Origin of the sequence: Pseudovibrio japonicus (assembly GCF_014651595.1) — a bacterium.
GTDB classification, from domain to species: domain Bacteria; phylum Pseudomonadota; class Alphaproteobacteria; order Rhizobiales; family Stappiaceae; genus Pseudovibrio; species Pseudovibrio japonicus.
The window spans coordinates 161,896-182,531 of the sequence record NZ_BMXE01000009.1 but is presented as its reverse complement, the minus strand read 5'-3'; the positions used below and the strand labels follow the sequence as shown (position 1 = coordinate 182,531).

At 54.0% G+C, this 20,636-nt stretch carries 19 protein-coding genes; 9 read left to right on the top strand and 10 right to left on the bottom strand.

Going from position 1 to position 20,636, the window contains the following annotated elements:
• The first annotated feature begins 793 nt into the window (after nucleotides 1-793).
• Together IE076_RS20365 and IE076_RS20360 are read left to right on the top strand one after the other, a co-directional pair.
• The gene (locus IE076_RS20365; RefSeq protein WP_209009337.1) at nucleotides 794-1,663 is read left to right on the top strand and encodes an alpha/beta fold hydrolase; all 870 of its coding nucleotides are present in this window, start codon (nucleotides 794-796) and stop codon (nucleotides 1,661-1,663) included.
• Nucleotides 1,664-2,428: 765 nt separating this feature from the next.
• Nucleotides 2,429-4,039 (top strand): BCCT family transporter, encoded by a 1,611-nt coding sequence (locus tag IE076_RS20360; protein WP_189438628.1) that lies wholly within the window; start codon nucleotides 2,429-2,431, stop codon nucleotides 4,037-4,039.
• 112 nt (nucleotides 4,040-4,151) lie between these two features.
• On the opposite strand, the gene IE076_RS20355 is transcribed toward IE076_RS20360, so the two are convergent.
• Nucleotides 4,152-5,351: an extracellular solute-binding protein gene (locus IE076_RS20355; RefSeq protein WP_209009335.1), complete on the bottom strand. Its 1,200-nt coding sequence runs from the start codon at nucleotides 5,349-5,351 to the stop codon at nucleotides 4,152-4,154.
• A gap of 183 nt (nucleotides 5,352-5,534) precedes the next feature.
• On the opposite strand from IE076_RS20355, the gene mgtE reads away from it, so the two are divergent.
• Together mgtE and IE076_RS20345 are read left to right on the top strand one after the other, a co-directional pair.
• Nucleotides 5,535-6,941 (top strand): magnesium transporter, encoded by a 1,407-nt coding sequence (gene mgtE, locus IE076_RS20350; RefSeq protein ID WP_189438627.1) that lies wholly within the window; start codon nucleotides 5,535-5,537, stop codon nucleotides 6,939-6,941.
• A 231-nt stretch (nucleotides 6,942-7,172) separates the two neighbouring features.
• Nucleotides 7,173-7,592: a cupin domain-containing protein gene (locus IE076_RS20345; RefSeq protein WP_189438626.1), complete on the top strand. Its 420-nt coding sequence runs from the start codon at nucleotides 7,173-7,175 to the stop codon at nucleotides 7,590-7,592.
• A gap of 43 nt (nucleotides 7,593-7,635) precedes the next feature.
• Here the strand turns inward: IE076_RS20345 and IE076_RS20340 are convergent, their stop codons facing one another.
• The 6 genes from IE076_RS20340 to IE076_RS20310 form a co-directional block, all read right to left on the bottom strand.
• Nucleotides 7,636-9,111, bottom strand: coding sequence for a DEAD/DEAH box helicase (locus IE076_RS20340; protein ID WP_189438625.1), 1,476 nt, complete (start codon nucleotides 9,109-9,111; stop codon nucleotides 7,636-7,638).
• Between the two features lie 868 nt (nucleotides 9,112-9,979).
• A complete protein-coding gene (locus IE076_RS20330) occupies nucleotides 9,980-10,399 on the bottom strand; it encodes a bleomycin resistance protein (protein ID WP_189438623.1) in 420 nt (139 codons plus the stop codon).
• A complete protein-coding gene (locus tag IE076_RS20325; protein WP_209009331.1) occupies nucleotides 10,396-11,064 on the bottom strand; it encodes an HAD family hydrolase in 669 nt (222 codons plus the stop codon). Before IE076_RS20325 ends, IE076_RS20330 begins: the two co-directional genes overlap by 4 nt.
• A gap of 85 nt (nucleotides 11,065-11,149) precedes the next feature.
• On the bottom strand, nucleotides 11,150-11,734 hold the full coding sequence (locus tag IE076_RS20320; protein ID WP_209009329.1) for a TetR/AcrR family transcriptional regulator: 585 nt from the start codon (nucleotides 11,732-11,734) through the stop codon (nucleotides 11,150-11,152).
• A 119-nt stretch (nucleotides 11,735-11,853) separates the two neighbouring features.
• Entirely contained in the window at nucleotides 11,854-13,044 is a 1,191-nt protein-coding gene (locus tag IE076_RS20315; RefSeq protein WP_189438622.1) for a cation:proton antiporter, read from the bottom strand.
• Between the two features lie 136 nt (nucleotides 13,045-13,180).
• Nucleotides 13,181-13,957 carry a class I SAM-dependent methyltransferase gene (locus IE076_RS20310; RefSeq protein WP_189438621.1) on the bottom strand — a complete coding sequence of 259 codons (777 nt, stop codon included), beginning with the start codon at nucleotides 13,955-13,957 and terminating at the stop codon, nucleotides 13,181-13,183.
• Between the two features lie 182 nt (nucleotides 13,958-14,139).
• Between IE076_RS20310 and IE076_RS20305 the strand changes: the two genes are divergently transcribed.
• Nucleotides 14,140-15,141, top strand: a complete 1,002-nt coding sequence (locus IE076_RS20305) for a succinylglutamate desuccinylase/aspartoacylase family protein (RefSeq protein WP_189438620.1) — start codon at nucleotides 14,140-14,142, stop codon at nucleotides 15,139-15,141.
• 53 nt (nucleotides 15,142-15,194) lie between these two features.
• Here the strand turns inward: IE076_RS20305 and IE076_RS20300 are convergent, their stop codons facing one another.
• Complete coding sequence (locus tag IE076_RS20300; protein WP_189438619.1) at nucleotides 15,195-16,070, bottom strand: DMT family transporter; 876 nt, start codon at nucleotides 16,068-16,070, stop codon at nucleotides 15,195-15,197.
• Nucleotides 16,071-16,201: 131 nt separating this feature from the next.
• Between IE076_RS20300 and IE076_RS20295 the strand changes: the two genes are divergently transcribed.
• Nucleotides 16,202-17,587: an aminotransferase-like domain-containing protein gene (locus tag IE076_RS20295; RefSeq protein ID WP_189438637.1), complete on the top strand. Its 1,386-nt coding sequence runs from the start codon at nucleotides 16,202-16,204 to the stop codon at nucleotides 17,585-17,587.
• A gap of 25 nt (nucleotides 17,588-17,612) precedes the next feature.
• On the opposite strand, the gene IE076_RS20290 is transcribed toward IE076_RS20295, so the two are convergent.
• A complete protein-coding gene (locus tag IE076_RS20290; RefSeq protein WP_189438618.1) occupies nucleotides 17,613-18,518 on the bottom strand; it encodes a LysR family transcriptional regulator in 906 nt (301 codons plus the stop codon).
• A 106-nt stretch (nucleotides 18,519-18,624) separates the two neighbouring features.
• Between IE076_RS20290 and IE076_RS20285 the strand changes: the two genes are divergently transcribed.
• The 3 genes from IE076_RS20285 to IE076_RS20275 are packed head-to-tail and all read left to right on the top strand — an operon-like array spanning nucleotide 18,625 to nucleotide 19,558.
• Entirely contained in the window at nucleotides 18,625-18,933 is a 309-nt protein-coding gene (locus IE076_RS20285; protein WP_189438617.1) for a putative quinol monooxygenase, read from the top strand.
• 1 nt (nucleotide 18,934) lies between these two features.
• Nucleotides 18,935-19,153 carry a DUF2798 domain-containing protein gene (locus IE076_RS20280; protein ID WP_189438616.1) on the top strand — a complete coding sequence of 73 codons (219 nt, stop codon included), beginning with the start codon at nucleotides 18,935-18,937 and terminating at the stop codon, nucleotides 19,151-19,153.
• Between the two features lie 21 nt (nucleotides 19,154-19,174).
• Nucleotides 19,175-19,558: a RidA family protein gene (locus IE076_RS20275; RefSeq protein WP_189438615.1), complete on the top strand. Its 384-nt coding sequence runs from the start codon at nucleotides 19,175-19,177 to the stop codon at nucleotides 19,556-19,558.
• Nucleotides 19,559-19,697: 139 nt separating this feature from the next.
• On the opposite strand, the gene IE076_RS20270 is transcribed toward IE076_RS20275, so the two are convergent.
• Nucleotides 19,698-20,492 carry a class I SAM-dependent methyltransferase gene (locus tag IE076_RS20270; protein ID WP_189438614.1) on the bottom strand — a complete coding sequence of 265 codons (795 nt, stop codon included), beginning with the start codon at nucleotides 20,490-20,492 and terminating at the stop codon, nucleotides 19,698-19,700.
• Between the last annotated feature and the right edge of the window lie 144 nt (nucleotides 20,493-20,636).

Genomic DNA, 20,636 nt, shown 5'->3' with positions numbered 1-20,636 from the left:
GCCCTCTAACCGTCAACCTTAAAAACCCGAAAAAACGCAAAAACATCACCAACCTATGTGTAAAACATACCTAATCCGCAGAAACCCGCCGTTTGATTTATACCCACTCCCTGTGGGGACAAATCAAAGCCGCAAAACTGCCCCTGCGAGAGGTTTTTGGGCGATGCAACTCCGTCGAATCTGAGAGGCCGGTTTCGCGCTCCAACTTCCACCTAATGAAGTCTCAAGGAGAACATTACAGGAATAGACCGCGATCAAATCAGGCTTCAATCTGAGCCCACGTTTGCAGACAATACTACTTCGGAGCAATCCGCGTTCTTTGAAAACTATATATTAAATGGGGGCTCTGGCCGGGATGTGCAAGAGCAGCCGTTGATGCGGGGCTAAGCCTGAAGCGGGCGGAGTTGCCCCTTCCCTTTATAAGAGGGCGAGGCGATTGCGTTAGTTTGCGTTAGTTTGAGCAAATCTACGTTTATTTGCGTTGCTATGTTGGGCGGGACGCAGATGGTGCTCGAATTGGGGAGAGTTGCGGGGCTCCTGCAGCACCGCAGGGAAGCACGCGTTGGACAGCCTCAGTGGTGGGACTTGTTCCCCTGCTATCAAAACTTATCACCGCAAACGCGGGATCTATCCCCGGTGCAGCGGAGTGGGAGAGAGGCGTGGGGGCCAGCGAGCAATGTGATCTACAGACCGGTTTGGATATCCGGAAAGGCTTTTCGAGCAAAGTTGTTGGCAGTTCTTTGAAGAATTCAACCTACGATTAGAGAACCCCACATCACGAAAGGAGCGACAGGTGCCCCAGGAAATGACACTGAGCGATGGCCGAGTGCTGGCATTCGATTGTTTTGGTGATCCGAAAGGTGCGCCAGTCATTTTCTGTCATGGGTTTTCTGACTCCCATGTGATCCGAAACTCAGATGATGCGCTGACCCGGTCACTGGGCGTCCGGTGGATTGCAGCTGATCAACCAGGGGTGGGAGGCTCCAGCCCAAAGAAGGGACGCAAAATGGTGGATTGGGGGGCGGATATGGAAGAGCTTGCTGACCATCTTGAGCTCGAGACATTTAACGTTGCTGGTCATTCTGGAGGCGGGCCACATGCACTCGCCGTGGCCTATCATCTGCCCGATCGCGTTGGCAGGGTCGCCCTCGCCTCCCCTGTGGCACCGTTTGACGAGCCAGGTGTCACAAAAATGCTCGTTATGAAGGACCTTAAGACCATTGCCAAACTCCGCCACCTGCATTTGCTCATTCGGTGGGCGATGCGCGCGGGAGCGAAGAAAGCTCTGAAGGATATTCCATCATATGTGGAGTCGGTTGCCGACGAATTGCCGAATGAAGCAAAAACCATGCTGCGAACGCTTGAACAAGAGGCCCTTTTTGAAGAGAACTTCCGGCTCGGGTACATTCAGGATGAGGAAGGCGTCTATGAAATGACAATGGCGCTCTGGGATTGGGGTTTTTCACCGCAGGATATCAAGCAGCCTGTGGATATGTATTACGGCAATAAAGACGATATTATATCGCCGCAAATGCCGTTGCAATTATGCAGTGAACTGCGGCACTGCCAGTCACATTTATGGGACGGCGCCAGCCACTATGGGTTCGTCGACCGGGATAACTGGATTCAATTCGTGGGGTCAGCTGTTGCCTCGGCAGACTGAGCGGTGCGTTGAATTTGCTGCCTGATCGCGCACGCCAACAGCATTCTGCAGCCCGCTTCCCGAGTTTCCGTTTATATCAAAGCGATGCATGAAGCGGCCTTCGGGACGCAAACTCCTTATCAGATCAGACAGGTGGCCGCCACGCCAGCCTTGGCATCGCATTACTGTTACTTCCAAACATACCATCTACTCAGTTTTAGAAAACATCATCGACCCGAATGGCATCGGACCCATCTTTTAGCTGGGCTGCGATAGAATTTGTTCTGCTTTGAATGAGACCACCCATGCAAATTCCTAGAATCCACTCCTCGACTGCGGCATGGGATAAAAAATCGCAACCTTAACGGCTTGAGAGGCTGTGTTTTATATCTGACGTTGCTTTTGCTCGATTATGCAAACGTGATAAAAGCGACGCTAACATACGTAGCATTGCGGTTGCGTGGTCTACATTTAAGTTTGTAGGTTCCGCGCACCAAGGGGTGCCTGTCCAAACAATGCCAGCGTTGGCTTCACGGAAGCCAGATCACTTTCGCTGTAGGGCATCTCTATCCACCTGTGCCTCCACGTCTGGGGCAATCGCATTGCCAGATTCCGCCCATTCGGCGTGCCTCCCCCATCTTCTGGCAGTGATCGTTTAGGCTCACCCAAGAGCTTTCGCGGCAGGTGGCTAACAAGCGGATCATAGCTCATGGCTGAGCTGCTAAATCCACCTGCTGTACGCACAGCTGCAGCATACGTGGATATCTGCCAATAAACAGGAACAGTATGACTGATCAAACCTGCTCAGGTCTAATACCGGTCCCCGATGGACCGTCTAATCTTATTGATACTGATTACGAAGTAGGACAGGATAATATTACGCCGCGTATTGCTGGTGTTGCGTTTGATGTTCACAATGTGGTTTTCACCATCTCCAGCATCTCGATTGCAATTTTTGTTGCAATTACACTGCTCTATAAAGACACTATTGGCCCAGTTTTCATAGATCTACGTGATTGGCTAACTTCCAGCTTTGACTGGTTTTTCCTAATTGCCGGCAATTCTTTTGTATTGCTATGCCTCTACCTGATTGTCTCGCCGTTAGGGAAGGTTCGCATCGGCGGCAGAGATGCAAAACCAGATTACAGCTACGGTGAATGGTTCTCCATGCTATTTGCCGCAGGCATGGGCATTGGTCTTGTCTTTTACGCTGTGGCTGAGCCACTTGGCAATTTTTCCGCCATAACCACTGGCAGCAGCTGGGCCCCCCTTGGTGGTGAAGCACTGAGCGGTGTGGAAGCTGAACGTCTTGCCATGGCCTCCACGATCTATCACTGGGCCCTGCACCCTTGGGCCACCTACGCTGTGCTTGCTCTTGGTCTGGCTCTGTTTGCCTACAACAAGGGTCTGCCACTAACCGTTCGCTCCATCTTTTACCCAATTTTGGGAGAACGCGTCTGGGGTTGGCCGGGCCATATCATCGATATTCTGGCAGTCTTTGCAACCTTGTTTGGCCTGGCAACCTCTCTGGGTGTTGGTGCAGAACAGGCGAACGCTGGTTTGCATCACCTATTCGGACTGGAAGTCAGCACAACAGCCAAAGTTGCACTGATTATCGTGATCTCAGGCATTGCGCTCTGCTCTGTTGTCCTGGGGCTGGATAAAGGCATCAAACATCTGTCCACATTCAACGTAATCCTAGCTGCCTTGCTGCTGGCCTTTATTGTACTGGCAGGTCCATCACTCGGCATCTTCCAAAAGCTATTTTGGAACCTGGAAGCTTATTTGGAATACCTGCCAGCGCTTTCCAACCCGATTGGGCGCATCGATGATAACTTCCGTCAGGGTTCGACCACCTTCTATTGGGCCTGGTGGTTCTCTTGGGCGCCGTTTGTCGGCATGTTTGTTGCACGCATCAGCCGTGGCCGTACCGTGCGTGAATTCATGCTCTGCGTACTGATTATTCCTAGTGTTGTGACCACTGTGTGGATGACAGCATTTGGTGACACCGCAATAGATCTGGAAACCACAACAACCCTTGGCAAGATCGCAGGAGCGGCGACGGAAATTCAGCTGTTTGAATTGCTGAGCAACTTGCCACTTGCCCAGATTACCTCTGTGCTGGGCGTTGTTCTCATCATCACCTTCTTTGTGACGTCTTCCGATTCCGGCTCTCTTGTCATCGACACCATCACGGCTGGGGGCAAGGTGGATGCACCGGTGCAACAGCGCATTTTCTGGGCAACTTTGGTTGGTCTTGTTGCTATTGCACTTTTGCTGGGCGGTGGTCTTTCAAGCCTTCAAGCGATGACCGTTTCAACGGGCTTCCCATTTGCAATTGTCTTGCTCGGCGCTTGTTTCGCGATTGTCAAAGGTCTGCGCAGCGAACCGCGATAAGCCACCTCACGATCGAAATACTAAGAAAGCGGCGGCGTCCTATCCGCCGCTTTTTTTGTGCAGACTCAACGTATGGCACATACCGGCAATTCAGATCACAATCAGCTTTCAATCAATGGATGGTTTCTGCAAGTTTTCTGGCATCTGCACGCATATCGGAAGGGAGTGGAATATAGCCGGAAGAGGTTGCGGCCTCACTCACCTCCGCGCTTAGGACGAACTCCGCGAACTGACGCATGGCCGTGCCGGTCTGTGCGTCGGGGTAGACTTCTTCCGTCACCAACCAAAAGAACGACATGATCGGATATGCGGTTGGGGAATCTGGATCGTGAATTTTTTCGAGAGAGGCCGGGTCCGAGCTCCTGCTTACATCCTCGATTGCCGCCTCGCCAGACAAGGCAGTGGGCGCGACGAAGTTCCCTTGCTGGTTCTCCAACAGTGCCATGGGTATGCCCAGTGCGGTGCCGAAGGCTGAGGGAGCATAGCCGATTGCACCGTTTGTCTCCATGAGGCCAGCGACAAGGTCAAACGAACCAGGTACGAGGACCGCAGATTTGGGGAAGCTTTCCAGAGGCCAGATGCTTGCCGTATCTCCAGACCATGCATTTTCAGCGGTGTTCAGGTGCGTGGAAAGCGCGAGGTTTGCACCGCTTGCATCGCTGCGCCCGATGACGGTGATCTTCAGTCTGGGGAGATCCTGACCCGGGTTTGCCATCTCAATCTCGCGATGGTTCCAGTACTGGATGGAACCGTCAAAGATTCCAGATAGCGCATTGCGGGTGAGGTTTAACTCATCAATCCCGTCAAGATTATAAAGAATGCCAAGCATGCCTGCGGTGATCGGAATTTCCAGCAGGTTGTCGTCTGTGGCTTCTGGTTCATCTTCTATATTGGCAGGATCATCTTCGATGGCCGCCTCCTCGGCTCCCTGCTGCAAGATCGCTTCCAGTGGTGCGCTGGAGACTGCAAAATCCACTTCACCAGACTGCAGTGCGACAACCCCGGCCCCACTGCCTACGGGATTGTAGGTGAGACTCACATCGGGATTGGAGGTTTCGAAAAGACGCATGGTTTCGTTGAACAGGATATCGGGATACATGGATCCGGCACCTGCCAGCGCGACATGAGGTGATGCTGGTGCGGTACTTTCCTGAGCGTTTGAAGGGGTGATCAGAAATCCGATTGCCAAAAGAGTAAGAAATACTGTCACTAAGATCTGAACGCACAGTTTTGTAAAGATCCGGTCGAGCATGGCACATCTTTCTCGTGGAGTGTTCGCTTTTCTGCTGGCGGCGCATTTGTTCAGGCTCACCCAGCATCCCTCCTAACTTGGATCTCATAAAGGTTCTCTCATTGTGGGTGACTGTATTCTTTGAAAACTTTAGCTATAGAAACGTACGGGGGGTTTTGTTAGATCTTAGGGAGAGATTTACCTCGCTGCTGCATGTTCTGCGCAGGCATCATAATAAGTCGGCCCCAAACGAAAGTGCGGAGTATGGCAAAGAATAAAAAGCCACTCCAGTGGAGCAGCAAAGCTGATACCGGCGCACACGAGCACAACAAACAAGTGCTGAAAGCCGTGCGCCATCTGCTGCGTGCTGAAAATACCGGCGATTTGGTGAAGCAGCTGAAGACGTGGCCACCCACGGATCTGCTGCAGATATTGACCGCCCTGCCCTTGCCGGAAGCACGCAAGTTGTTTGCGCTGCTGCCCATTCGGCCTTCCGCCAAAATTCTTGCGGAGCTTTATCCGGATTTTCGGGCTGAACTGCTGAACGAAGAAACCACCGCACGGCTGGTTGAGATCCTCAACACGCTCAAAGAGAGTGATCTGGCTGATACGCTGGATGAATTTCCGCAGAGCCTGCTGGATATCATCATCCCGCAGCTGGATGCGCGGGCGGAGATTGAGGAGCGGATCCGTCACGGAGAGGACACCGCTGGTCGCCTGATGAGCAAGAAGTTCGTGGCCTTTAACGAGGACTACACGGCTGAAAAGGCTATTGCCGCGATTAAGAGCCAATACGAACGGGTGGGCCGTTTCCGCACCGTGTTTGTGGTAGATGGTGAACACCGGTTGGTGGGGCGACTGGATGTTACCCGGCTGCTGACGCTGGAGCCAAAGTCGCGCATCGGTGATGTGATGGATGCCAATGTGCTGGCTGTTTCTGCGGAGATGGATCAGGAAGACGTACTGCGTAAAGCGGCGAAGCGGCAGATTTCCTCCATGCCGGTGATTGACACTGACGGCAAGCTGATCGGTCGGATAACCACGGAGCAAATGAACCAGATTGCTCGTGAGGAGCTTTCTGAAGACTTGATGCTGATGGGTGGTGTTTCGCCTGAGGCGCGCCCATCGGACTCTGTGAAACGAATTATCAAGGGTCGTTTGCCGTGGTTGCTGACAGGGCTGATCGGCTCTTCGATTGCTGCATTGGTGGTTGGGTCATTTGAGGATGAGCTGCAGAAAGCTGCCATTTTGGCGGCGTTCATCCCAGTGGTCATGTCGATGGCGGGCAACTCCGGCCTGCAAGCTTCGGCGGTTGCTGTGCAGGGTATTGCGACGGGTTCTATCTGGACTGTCAGCACCTTGTTCCGGCTTTGGAAGGAGCTTTGCGGCGCGCTTTCCAATGGGGCGATTGCAGGCAGTGTGTTGACGGTGTTGATCAGTATTGGTGCGCTGATCTTTGATGTGCATGATCCCGTGTGGCTGGCGCTGACTGCTGCGCTTTCACTGATCATCGTCACCACGATTGCGGCGATGGTGGGGGCGACGGTTCCTGTCGTGCTGGACAAGATCGGCATTGATCCGGCAGCGGCAACCGGTGTGTTTATCACCACGAGCAACGATGTGCTTGGGGTGCTTGTTTACTTCACCATGGCCAGCTTTCTCTATCTCTAAACACCCCCTAGCGCATGCTGCGTGTATTGCCGTTCACGCAGCGAGCTCCAGAGCTTTGTTTTCTTGCACCTTCATTTAGGAGAACGTGGAGCATATTGCAGAAGCGCTGCTTCTTGCACGCGTATTAATACCTGAGAGGTGGGGCCACTTTTCGGGTGTGCGCGGTTGCAAGCCGGGTTGACGTTCCTTTTGCTCCGGTACCTACTGGTTTGATCAGTGGGAGGGATTTTCGTGGACCAGCAACCGGATCAGGAACAGAGCTTCAGTCACAGTAAAGGTGAGGATGCGGAGTTTGAGGCGCGGGGGTTGCGCAGTTATTTTGAGTATCGGGACCTTGGGGTGGCTGATGCCACCAACGGAGCTGTGGTTGCGCATGTGATCAGGGCGCGAGAGGGGCACACTGCGACGGGCCAATGGCATGTGCATGATTGCTGTTTTCAGTTCTATTATGTACTGAAAGGCTGGGCACGTTTTGAGTATGAGGGGCATGGCATTCGCACGGTGAAGCCGGGAGATTGTGTGGTGCAGCCAGCGGGCATCCGCCACCGAGAGCTTGAGCACTCAGAGGATTTTGAGCTGATCGAGATCGTCTCGCCCGCCGGTTTTAGCACCCATGCAGAGGTCGATGAGCCACAGACAACCAAAGCCTGACAGCAGAACCGGGGCTGAGGAGCCCCGGTGATTTGTTTAGGATTTAGTGCTGTGCAGCAGCTGGTTTTGTGCGGCGCGGTCTGCCGTTCTGGCTGCGATTTTGTCCAGCTTTCTGACCAGTTCTTGGTCCGTTTTTCTGAGCTGAATGCGCGTTGCCGTTTGGCTTTCCACCGCGACCACGGCCTGCATTTGGCTTTGCACCGGCTGGTCTTGTGGCGCCCTCGCCTGCCTTGTTGCCCTGTGCTGAGCCTGAGCGTCCTGCACCGCCAGCGGAGCGGCCATTTCCGCCGCCACCACCGCCACGCCGGCGATTGCCTTGCGGGCGTTTGTGGCGCTTCAGCCGTGCTGGTTCGGCCGTTGGGTCAAACGCCGGAACGTCACCGGATGCGCCATCCCAGTCGCCGTCACCAGACGGAATCTTGCGGCCAATCAGGCGCTCGATGTCGCGCAGGTATGGCTGTTCGGTTGCATCACACAGGGAAATTGCGGTGCCGCTTTTGCCTGCACGGGCCGTGCGGCCAATACGGTGGACGTAGGCTTCCGGCACGTTTGGCAGCTCGTAGTTGACCACGTGGCTGACCCCGTCAATATCAATGCCGCGGGCAGCGATATCGGTTGCCACGAGGATTTTGATGGAGCCAGTCTTGAAGCCAGCCAGCGATTTTTCGCGCTGGCGCTGGCTCTTATTGCCATGGATGGCTGCGGAACTGAGACCAGCTTTGTCCAAATGACCACTTACACGGTCTGCCCCGCGCTTGGTGCGGGTAAAGACAATGGCGCGTTCGATATCGTTTTCCGACAGGATTTCCTGCAGGACTGCTCGTTTGGAGCTTGAGTTGAGGAAGCGGACGGACTGCTCGATTTTCTCGATAGGGCGAGAGACCGGCGCTACGGAAATCTCACGTGGATCAGTCTGGAATTCTTTTGCCAACCGGCGGATCTGGGTGGGCATGGTTGCGGAAAGCAGTACCGTCTGGCGTTTCTGTGGCAGTTTGCCAAGAATACGACGGATGGCCGGGGCAAAGCCAAGGTCCAACATCTGGTCGGCTTCGTCAAGCACCACGGTTGTCGTGGCATCCAGCTTAATGCCGCCGGTGCTCATATGGTCTTCCAGACGGCCCGGTGTTGCAATCACAATGTCCAGACCTTTGGACAGGGCACGCAGCTGTGGGCCGGGTTTCACACCGCCAAAAATCACTGCAACAGATGGGCCAATAAATTTGCCATAGGTGCGCACGCTGTCGGCAATCTGGGAGGCAAGCTCGCGGGTTGGCGCAAGAATAAGCGCGCGGCAGGTGTGCGGCGCTGGTTTCTTGCGGTCTTCTGCAAGACGGGTCAACAGTGGCAGCACAAAGGCTGCGGTTTTGCCGGTACCAGTTTGTGCAATACCGAGAACGTCGTCGCCCGCTTTCATGTGCGGGATGACTTCGCGCTGGATTGGGGTCGGGGCTTCATAGCCCTCTTCTTTTACGGCGCGCAGAATAGGTTCTGCGAGGCCAGCTTCATCAAAATTTTTCACTCTCGTTCTTCCAAGATGTGCAGAGCACGGCCCCTGAAATGGGATCAGGAATTTGCTCATTGCTATAGCGCATATCTTTATCCGAAAACCGTCAGCCACTTTCCGGAAATACGCGGCAGATTAAGCGCCAGCATGTACCCCGCAGACATGTATCTACGTGATCAGACTGGCTAAATTTGAGATCCATGGGGTTTGAGAGGAGCTTTGAAAGCGACCTAGAAACGCTGCGGACCACGGTGCGTGCCCGTGTTACATCCCACTCGAGCAGGCTGCTCTTCTTGTTATTCCGAGAGCAGCGGGGGTGGCACTCTCAGCCTGTGGCCGATGAGCGCGTTGCCTGTGGGATATAGGGAAATGCGGGGAAATGCAAGGGGTGGGGTGGAATGATCCAGCCCGAGTTGCCCATTGCCGGCGTCATCTTGCGCATTGGATTGATGACGGTTGGGAGGCGAGCATCCTTGGAAAGCATGTGCTTCGTCAATTTGTTATGCTGTCATCCCGGGCGTGGACCCGGGACCCATAATGATCTGTCGGCATTCACAGAGCTCACACAATCAGGAGACGCATCATGGGTCCCGGCTCAGGGGCCGGGATGACACTGGCGGCGTTTTGCTCTGCATCCAGTAGAATGTTGCTCAGGATGGTGCGTGGGGTTCTGGATCCCGCATCGAGTGCGGGAAGACGCCGTAGGGGACTGAGAGGACATGCCAAACACCACCACCGTCTTCCCGGACAAGCGGAGCGATGATCCGGTATCCAGTGGGAAGCCGCTTGGGTGGTAGATGTGGCTCTGGGTCCCGGCTCGGGGGCCGGGATGACATCGTTTAGTAGGCAGGGTGACTTTGTAGGGCACCTCGGTGGAAACGGGTCAAATTTCTCGTGAACCCAGTGTTTGGCAGAAGCGGAGGAGGTAGCCATCGGGGTCGGCGACGATGAATTGGCGGTTGCCGACTTCGGATTGGCCTTTGCGGTACCATTTGTCTTCGGGCTGCAAGAAGAGCGGGATGTTTGCTTGCCTCAAGGCGTTTAGCAACGGTTCGATGGTCTCCACCTCGATTTGCACGTTCAAGCCCTTGCCGAAGGGGTGGGATTTGGGGGCATGGCCGGTGTCGAAGGTTCTACCCAGCCCGATTTGGTCGATCATGATTTCCGCAGCGCCAAGGCTTAGGTAGCAGAAGCCTTCTTCTGGCCGCTCATAGAGGCATTCGAAGCCAAGCACTTCGCAGTAGAAGTGCTTGGATGCGAACCAGTCAGAGACGGCAAACTCCGGAACCAGTGCACTGCTCATGCAGGGACGAGGCCCAGCAGGTCTGGGAGCTTGTCCATGGTTTGGAAGGGGTGCGCGCCGAAGAGGTCTGGGGGCGTTGGGGTGGTATTGGGTGTGTAGGCAAAGCAGGGCATACCGGCGTTGGCTGCAGCGCGCAGGCCACTTGGGCTATCCTCGATAACAACGCAGTGTTCTGGATGCACGCCTGCCAGCTTTGCTGCGTGCAGGAAGACATCTGGTGCGGGTTTGCTGGCACCGACCTCATGCGCGGAGAAGATGTTTCCCTCAAACCAAGGCAGCAATCCGGTGCGCTTCAATGTGGCACGCACGGTTACCGGATGCCCGTTGGAGGCAACGCAGAGTGGGACGTTGGCCTCTGCCAGTTGCTCTACCACTTGGCGGGCACCGGGAATAGGCAGCACTTCTTTTTCCAACCGGGACCGGGCTTGCTTGTGGAACTCATCCGCCCAGTTTTCCGGAGCCGTGATGCCCTGCTCGGTCATGTAGGCATCAACTGCCCGCGTGGTTTTGCCGATGAATTTGTCCCAGCATTCCTGAAAGGACAGTGTGCCACCGAAGGACAGCAACATGTCATGCACCACGCGGAGGAAGATGGGCTCGGAGTCCACGAGTACGCCGTCGCAGTCGAAAATCACCAGTTTCGGTGAGGTAGCGGATAAAGGCACTTAAGTATTCCCGATGGTAAAGAATGGAGGGGTAGCAATGAAAGGCACCCAGGACAATATGGTCCTTGGTCTGGGCCTTCCCCTTTTATGAACCGGCTGGCTGACCGCCTTTGACCTTTTTCGTGATGCCGCCAAAGAGGGTTTGGATAGCTAGGGCACTGGCGTCGGTGAGTGGGATGTTATCGGTTTCCACTGTGTTTGCTGCTGCGTATACGACAGCGTCCAGCGAGGCCATAACCCAGCTGTTTGGGAGGAAGGAGAGGATATCACCTTCTGCTTTTGCACGGTCGATCAGGTCACGGAGCTGCTTATCGTGGCGCTGGATCTCCTGTGTGATGTCGGGTTCATTCCCAACGTCGGGGCCGTTCCATAGGAAGTGGCAGGAATCTGCGATGGGTACCAGAGCGGTAACGATAGCTTTGAGCTGCTCAAACGGTTTACGCTTGCCTTTGATGGCTGCAGAAACGGCGTCATCCATCTGCTGCAGAGCGCGCAGGGCGACGTCTCGCAGCAGCTCTTCGCGTGTGCCAACAACGCGGTGGAGTGTGACGCGTTTTACGCCAGCGGCTTCTGCAATATCGGCCAGAGAAGCGCGGGGCTGGGTGTTGAGCACGCGCACAGCGGCTTCTAACAGTTTGTCTTTAGTGGTGTTATTCAATGGTGTTGACATGATACCTGTATGTTTCACTTCATACACAACCGTCAATCAACACCCTGTCATTTTCCGCAGGAATCAGAAGGCGCATAGGGCGAACCGGCATCTGGGAGAATGGAACTGTCTTAGGGCCGCTACTTTTTCTTCAAGGCCCGGATGAAGGAGTGGGCTGTTATGCCGTGCAGGATGACGCTGAGGCCGATAGTGGTCACAGCAGTTGATGCGATAACAGAGCTGCCCGGCAGGTTGGCGTCCAGCACCACAATGGCAAACACAATGCTTGCCAGACCGCGTGGGCCAAACCAGCCGATAAAGAGCTTTTCGCGCAGGTTTAAAGGCTCGCCGTGCAGGACGAGGTAGACGGGCAGTATCCTGACGACGGTGAGGCTCAGCACCGAGTAGGCGAGGATTTCCCATGTGAACATGTGCATGACAGCGCCGATAATTGCTGCACCGAAGATGAGCCATGTCACGAGGGAGAGCGTGTCCCCTATTCCTTCCGCTGAATCAAGCAGTTGCTCCTTGTAGGGTTTTTCCAGCCAGCCGAAGACAATGCCGCCGACGAAAGCAGCAATAAAGCCACTGCCGCCAGCCAGCTGTGCGACGGAGAAGCAGCAGATTGCCAGCGCGACGACTGTCACCTGCTCCCACGTTTTGGATTGCTCTTTGGTTTCGAAAGAATAGTCGATGATCTGCCCCGCCAGAATTGCAATACCGATCCCGACAAGGACACCCAGACCAATCTGTTCCGCCAGCAGCTGGGCGGCCATCCTGTTGATTTCTGTCGCTAATGTGGGGTCAGCTGCGATGGGTAGCAGTGAGAATACAATTGGCACGCAGATACCGTCGTTCAGGCCGCTCTCTGCGTTGAGGGTTCCTCTGATTTTGGCGGGCACTGCCGGGTCGGTGACCACAGCTTTGCCCAGCGCCGCGTCAGTTGGAGCCAGCAGGGCAGCAAGGATGGCGACTTCGATGACCGGGAGACCGGGCAGCAAGGCCATGCCTGCCAGGATGCCCAGAATGATTGTGAGCGGCAGCCCCAACAAAAGCAGACGGCGTGGCAGGTCGATGTTGGAAGACAGGACTTTGAGGTTTGCCTTTGCCGCATCGGTGAAAAGCACGATGGCGAGGGCCAGTTCTGCCAGAGTTTTGATGGTTTCATTGGACAGCCTGACCTGAAACCACTGTAGCCCGTCGTTGCCCAGAAGAAACCCGATAATGCAAAACAGCAGGGCGCCGTTGACCGGTGTTTGCTCCACCCGCCTGCTTGTCACACTGTATAAAAACACCACTGCGAAAATGACGGTCAGGTTTTGATAGGACATTGGGCAGCTTTGGTCTCGGGGTCTGCCACTGGCCGGTCGCCGTGGCCCCCTTCTGGTTGCGGTCTGCTGCCACTCTATAAGTATAGTCTTTGCATTGGTTTAAGCGCACGGGTTGATTTGTCTGAGGTTCTCAACCCTATGATGAAAGACCGATGAAGACCTGCGTTGAATAATCGACGACGATCGGCTCATCGGCAGACCAATGATCCTGCAGAATCTTGTTGAGCTCAGTCAGGAAATATCCGTTACTGGCTTTGATAGCAGCTTGCACCTTTGACGATGATTTTGCCATTTCGATAAAGTCGTCGCGGGACATGCTGCGAGACCATGGGAAGCGCTGGAGGTTAGTTTCTGCAAAGCCCGCCTTCTTCATCTCATGGGCATAGTTGAACTGCCTGTAATTTCTGAAATACGTGCTGTTGTGGGTTTCGATCAGGGTTTCATAGGCATCGATAAAGGCGCTGCCTTCCAGCAGGCGGTTATTTTCGATGATCACCAGATAGCCGTTTGGCCTGAGGACGCGGCGCGCTTCCTTGTAGAATTTGGATCGGTCGAACCATTGGGCAGCTTGCCCGACGGTGATCATGTGAAACGCTGCGTCTTTGAAGGGAAGCTTTTCTGCGGAGGATTGGTGCCAGGAGATCGCGCCAGAGGTGTCTTTTGCTTTGGCTTCGGAGAGCATGTCCTCGTTAATATCGCAGCCGGTCAGCTTGCTCTGGGGGGATAGTTGCTGAAGCTGGCGGGTCAGGATTCCGGTGCCGCAGCCGACATCCAGCAAGCATCCCTGTTCCGCCCCACTTGCCTTTGTCAGCAAGCCAACAACGTGGTTCAGGGCTGGTTCCGGATAGCGTGGGCGGGCGTGATCGTAGATCTTCTGCAAACCGGAAAATGCATGTTCTTTAGCAACTGTCATGGCACACCTCCAAATTGTATTCATATGTATACATATTTATAACTGTTTTTCAAGTCGCCGATGTTGGGGACTAAAACGCTGTCGATGTGCGTCTTCGTTTACCGAAAACCAGCTGAGAAACAATGTGATATTTGACTATAACTCACTTGTATATGGCTCAGGTGGCAAGCTAGGTTTCTGCCATGAAAACAACAAATGACATTATTGATGGTGTCCCGGTCATCGAGAAGCTGAGTGTTGATGAGCTCTCGGTTGGGAAGCACCACTTCTTCTTTAAAGCCACAACGGACGCATTGGGCAACTACCACCGCATTCCGGTAATTGTGATCAAGGGATCCGAGGTTGGGCGCAAGCTGTTCATTCAATCGACGCTGCACGGGGATGAGGTGCAGGGTGTGGATGTGATCCACCAACTTTTGCCGCATCTTGATACGGACAAGCTGACCGGAACGGTTGTTCTGGTGCCCGGCGCGAATCCTCCCGGTATGCAGCTCGCATCGCGCTACTATCCTTCCCTGAATGACACACACACCTTCACTAACCTGAACCGCATGATGCCGGGGGACGCTAAAAGTTCCAATGCCGCAAGCCGGTTTGCCCATGCGCTTTGGCATAATCTTTATATGGGCAATGCGGATATCTTTCTGGATCTGCACACCCAATCAACCGGAACGGCCTTTCCGCTGTTCCTTTTTGCTGACTACCGGAATGCAGAGGTGCGCCGGTTGGCGGCTCTTCAGCCTGCTGATCAGATTTTGGAAGACGACGGTATTGACGGGTCGGTTGAGACAGAAATGGTGGCGGTGGGCATTCCATCACTCACCGTTGAGCTTGGCAGCGCAAATGTGTTTGACCCGGATATGACCAAGCGCGGTGTTCAGGGCATTTTGAACACGCTGGTGGACTACGGAATGATTGAGGGCGAGGTTGATCTGCTCGGCATCGAGTCCTTTGTTGGCAATGAAGATGTGAAGATCACAACTGACCATGGCGGGTTTGCGCGTGTGCAGGTCTCTCTCAATCAGGATGTTGCGGAAGGCCAGTTACTAGCGACGCTGAGCAACGCTTTTGGAGAGATTACCGCAGAATACACCGCCCCGTGTGATGGGCGAGTGCTTTCTGTGTGCACCTCGCCATTGCGCGAGCCGGGCTCTACCCTCGTTCAGCTGTTACGGCGGGTGTAGAACTCAAGAACACGAGCAGACCGGGCGGTTCCGGTCTGTTCTTTTCTCCTTACTCATGCATATCGCTTGGCGCCAATAACGCAGGCCACCACCGCAACGGTTGCTACCATCATGGTGGATGAGACCGGCTCTTGCAGCAAAACCGCTGCCAGCATGAGGCCGAGGAACGGTTGCAGGAGCATGAGCTGGCCGACCCCTGCTGCACCTCCCACTGCCAGCCCCCGATACCAAAAGATGAACCCCACAAGCATTGAAAAGACGGAGACGTAGGCAAGCCCGATCCATGCGGAAGAGCTGCTGTCTGGCAGGTTTACAGGGGCATTAATCACAGCTGAGAGTGCCATGACTGGCAGGGCCAGAACGAGAGCCCATGAGATAACCTGCCATCCGCCCAGCCTTCTGGAGAGCGTTGCCCCTTCGGCATACCCAAGACCACAGATAACGATGGCTGCAAACATATAAAGGGAACCCAAGAGCGAGCCCTCTGCATTTTGTGAGAGCGCAAAAGCTGCAACCACAAGACTCCCAATACCAGAGAACACCCAGAAGAGAGACTTGGGTCGTTCCCCTCCCCTTAACACCGCAAAGATAGCAGTTGAGACTGGCAGGACGCCCATGAGAACCAGAGACTGTGCTGCGGTCATCTGTGTCAGTGCCAGTGCGGAGAGCAGCGGGAAGCCGATCACCACGCCAACGGCGACGATCACCAGCGAGACAATATCCTGAGGTTTTGGCAGTGGCTGGCGGAGCAAGCCAAGAAACAAGATGCCGAGCAGAGCTGCGATAGTGGCGCGGATGCTGGTCAGGAAAATTGGGTCAAACCCACCCACTGCGGCCCGCGTTGCGGGCAAGGAGCCACTGAAGATGATAACCCCGAGCAGGCCGTTTCCCCACCCTGCTGAACTTCGTTGTGCCAATGCTGTTTGCATTGTGCCCCTCCACTTTCTGTTTTCTATTTTCCGTTTTTTTAGCTGGGTGGGGCTAGGCACAACAGTTACAAAGCAATACAATTGAAATGAACTGTACTGTTACAATCATCCATACAGTAGGCGATATTGAAATGGCTTATGGGCAGCAAACACAGCGTGTGATACAGGCGGTGCGCACCAAGATCAGTAGCCGTGCGTTGGAACCGGGTGAAAAACTGCCCAGTATTCGCGGGTTTGCGTCATCCATGAATGTCTCTCCCTCAACGGTGGTTGAAGCGTACGACCGGCTTGCGGCGGAAGGGATTATTTTTGCGCGGAAGGGGTCGGGGTTTTATGTCTCACCCAACACGCAGCCGTTTACGGTTTCCGAGATTGGTCCGCATCTGGACAGGGAGATTGATCCGTTCTGGGTTTCGCGTCAGTCACTGGATACCGGCTCTGAAATGCTCAAGCCCGGTTGTGGCTGGATGCCTGCGGACTGGATGCCCACCGGCTCGCTGCGCAAAGCTCTGCGGACTTTGAGCAAGGCGGATGATCATCTGCTTTGTGATTATGCCAGCACCCGCGGTGCCAGCAACTTGCGACGGCTGCTTGCGCGGCAGTTTGCGGCGGAGGGGATTGAGGCTGATCCCAACCAGCTCCTGCTGACGGGCTCTGCGACGCAATCCCTTGACCTTTTGTGCCGTTTCTTACTGCGACCGGGAGACAGGGTTCTCATCAGCGACCCGTGCTACTTCAACTTTCAGGCGATCCTGAAGGCGCATCAGGTAGAGATGATCAGCGTGCCTTACACAAAGACTGGCGTGGATTGTGAGCAATTTGAGCAAGCAATTTTGGAGTATAAGCCACGCTTTTACGTCTCGAACTCTTCCTTGCATAATCCAACGGGCGTGACCCTTTCACCTCAAGCCGCACACCAGATTCTGACAATTGCAAGCCGTCATGATCTCATCCTGATCGAGGATGATGTGTTTTCGGAGTTTATGCCGGCCATGACACCCCGGCTGACCGCGCTTGGTGGGTTTGACCGTGTAATCCGGCTTGGCAGCTTTTCCAAGACGCTCTCGGCTTCTGTGCGCTGCGGGTACATTGCCACCAAACCAGAGTGGGTCGAGGCTCTGCTTGACCTTCAGGTGGCAACCAACTTCGGTGGGCCCAGCCCAATTGCCACTGAGTTGATTTACACCTGTATGAATGATGGATCCTACAGAAAGCACATGGAGACCCTGCGCATGCGTCTTGCCAAAGCGCGACGGGAGGTCTCAGCCAATCTGGCGGAGATTGGTATTCAGAGCTGGCTGATGCCCGAGGGCGGGTTCTACCTGTGGAGCAGATTGCCTGAAGGCGTTGACTCCGCCGAGCTGGCTCGCGCGGCCCTGCAACAAAACATGGTGCTCGCGCCGGGGGACGTGTTTAGCCCAACCCAATCCATGGGGCACTTCATGCGCTTCAACGTGAGCCAAATGGGAGACCCGATGACCTATGAGATACTATCGGACGTGATTGCTAATCTGTGAGTGGTCGCTGGGGGTACTGGTGCACTTAACCCGGAATTGAACCTTGCAAAACTCGTTGGTTTGAAATGTGGGTTTTCATAAACGCTCTCAAATGCTGGGCCCTTGCGCTCAACAAACGCCCCGTTGGCCAAACGGCAAACATGTCTCTGTTTGGCCCTCTCCACTCACATAAAACCCTTTGCAGACTTCCCTCGGCCAGCTCCTTTGCCATCTCGCTCACTGGAAGAAGTGTCACTCCTAGCCCGTCCATAGCCAATTGTTTGGCCAAACCAATATCGTCTGTGACAACGGCGGGTTGCAGTCGTAGCGTTTCTTCATTTTTGGGGTTTTCGGTGTGCAGAGCCCAGATCGGAAAAGTTCTAGTAGATATGATGGAATGGTTGTGTAGGTCTGTGAGGCTCTCGGGAGTTTTATGGTCGGCCAGATAACCCGGTGAAGCCACAATCACAGAGGCCACAGTTCCCAGTTTGCTCTGGAACAGCTGGGATGATTGTTGGGGACCGGCCCTCAGTGCCAAGTCAACCTGCGCTTCCAGCATATCCTTGTTTTCGTTGCTTAGTTTCAGGTTCAGTTGAATCTCGGGATTGGCTTTGATGAACTGGGACCACATTGGTTGCAGTATGCCGACCGAGGCGTTGGTGGGTGCTGCAACTGTTAATTGGCCGCTGAGTTGATGCAGGTCTTTGCGAAGGTTACGTTCGGTCCTCTCAAATTGTGTCACCAGATCGGCATAGGCTTGGTAGTAGGTTTCACCTTCTGCTGTCAGGCTAAACTTCCTTGCCGAGCGATAAATGAGCTGACATCCCAAATCCTGTTCCAGCCGCTGCAGACGCCGCGTCACGGTTGCTGCGGGCAAATTTAAACGTGCTGCCGCAGCCGATAGCCCTTGCCGGCGAACAATGTGAATGAACAGTGCGATGTCGTCGATCATGATTCCATTTTTGAAATTTATAAGTGCCAAATTCGATATATAACAGCGCATTCGGAATCTGTAAAACCCGGCTCATACGTTTCTTGAACCTCATGGAGAGATTAGAATGACCAACTTATGGGTGAGCGCAGAGGTAGAATTGGCCGATGGAGCGTGTCTGGCTGAAGCTGAAAGTGAACTTAAGAAACTGGTGGCAGTCACCCTTGAGGAACCCGGGTGTATTCAGTTTGAAATTCGGCAGGAAATCGGGAAACCGGAGTGTTTTATTCTCTGGGAGTGCTGGGTGGATGCAGAGGCGTTACAGGCACACTATGATGCGCCGCATACACTCGCTTATTTCGCTAAGAACCTTACAAAAATCGACTCTGTACAGAAGCTTGAGCCCCTTGGCGTTTCTGAACGAGTGGCCGCATAGCATGATGCAACGCCTTGTCTCATCCATTCTGATGTCTTTGTTTCTCTCGTTTGTCATGTCCTGCTGGGTCACATGGCTGAATCTGGGGTGGAGCGAAGAGTTTGTGACACATTGGATGACTGCATTCAGGTTTGCGTGGCCTGCTGCGTGGCTTGCCGCCTTTACTCTTGGGCCTGTGGTCCAGTCGCTTACGCAGAAGCTTCTCAGAGTTATTTCTTAGTTCATCATTGGAGTGATTTCATTGACTATCCGACGCATCAACATTCCGGAGCTTGGCCTGCCTGTTGGCCCGTATACACATGCCGTTGCTCATGGCGACACGCTCTATACCTCTGGCTTTACTGCCTTCGGCAGCCCTGCACAGTCAGGATCTGCCGGAGAGCAAGCTGACGCGATCTTCTCGCAGCTCAAGATAATTGCCGCATCGCAGAACATCTCTCTGAAGAACCTTGTGAAAGTGACCGTGTTTGTCTCTGACTTCACCCAGATACCAGAGCTTAGAGAGGCACTCACCAGACACTATCAGGAGGATGTTCCTGCAAGTTCCATGGTGATTGTTGATGGTTTGTTTTCGCCAGACCTACTGGTTGAAATCGAAGCCATACTTTCTCTGAATGCACATTAAGCAGGTGAAGTAGGTACCTGTCTGCTGTGGCACCAAACAAGTCAGTATGTGGATGTCGTGGATGCTGGAAACACAGTGTGCCTAAGGAACTCAGATCATCCTTCCTTAGGCACACAATCTACGTATCTGCATAGTGCTCTCAGTCAGGTGCATTGGGTTTTCTGGCAGTTACCTGCCTCATTGCAAATTCCGGAGAGATGCTATCGGGCGAAGCCTGCTCAAGCAGCTCGGAAATCTCATCTATTTGTGCACGGGAGGCTATTCCTTGCTCCAATATGCGTTGCTCCCCTTCTTGTAAAAAGAGGCGGCTTGATTCAAGATATTCAGGCGTATCGCATGGGACAGTTTGGCGACAGGTGGTTATATCCACATAACCCAGATCCTTGAGCTGTTCCGGAAGTTCCTCCAGCGCGAAGTTGGGGCTACCGCCCCCTGCACTAACCAGTTGGAAACCCCAGGCATGCACCTGCACCAATGGCCAGTCAGAGCGCTGTTTTCCCCTGAGAGGTTCGGACTCTTCGATGAAGATTACCCCTCCCGGCTTTAGGCCCTTGAATACTTTCTGCAATACCTGTTTTCTATCTGCGATATGTCTAAGTGTTAGCCTGGCGTAAACAAGGTCGTATTGATTGGTCCCATACTCGAACGTAGCTGCATCAGAGCACACAAAACTAACATTTTGAATCGCTTCCTCTGCCGCTTTGCGAGCTGCAAGTGCGATAAAAACCTGAACCGCATCAAGGCCAGTTACTCGCCCGTTTGGGAAATTTTCCTTAGCGAAATAACAAGCAGCTTCACCGATACCACATCCAAGGTCTAAAACACTCGCGGTGGTGGGGACCTCAAGTTTTGCGAGGCCCAATTGTGTGGATCCACGCAGAAACCTGTCCAAAAGCAGATACCGGTGAGCCGCTTCTTCTCGCTCACTAAGCATATATCTATTGTCTGCAGGTGAACCTGACATGGCATATGGACCTCTCTCTTCAGCAAGCCTGAGCAGAGAGATATCGTGGATCTGAGTTGCGAGTATGGCGTGGCTCCAATGCCCTTGCGAAAACAAGAACTAGTTCAATTGCCA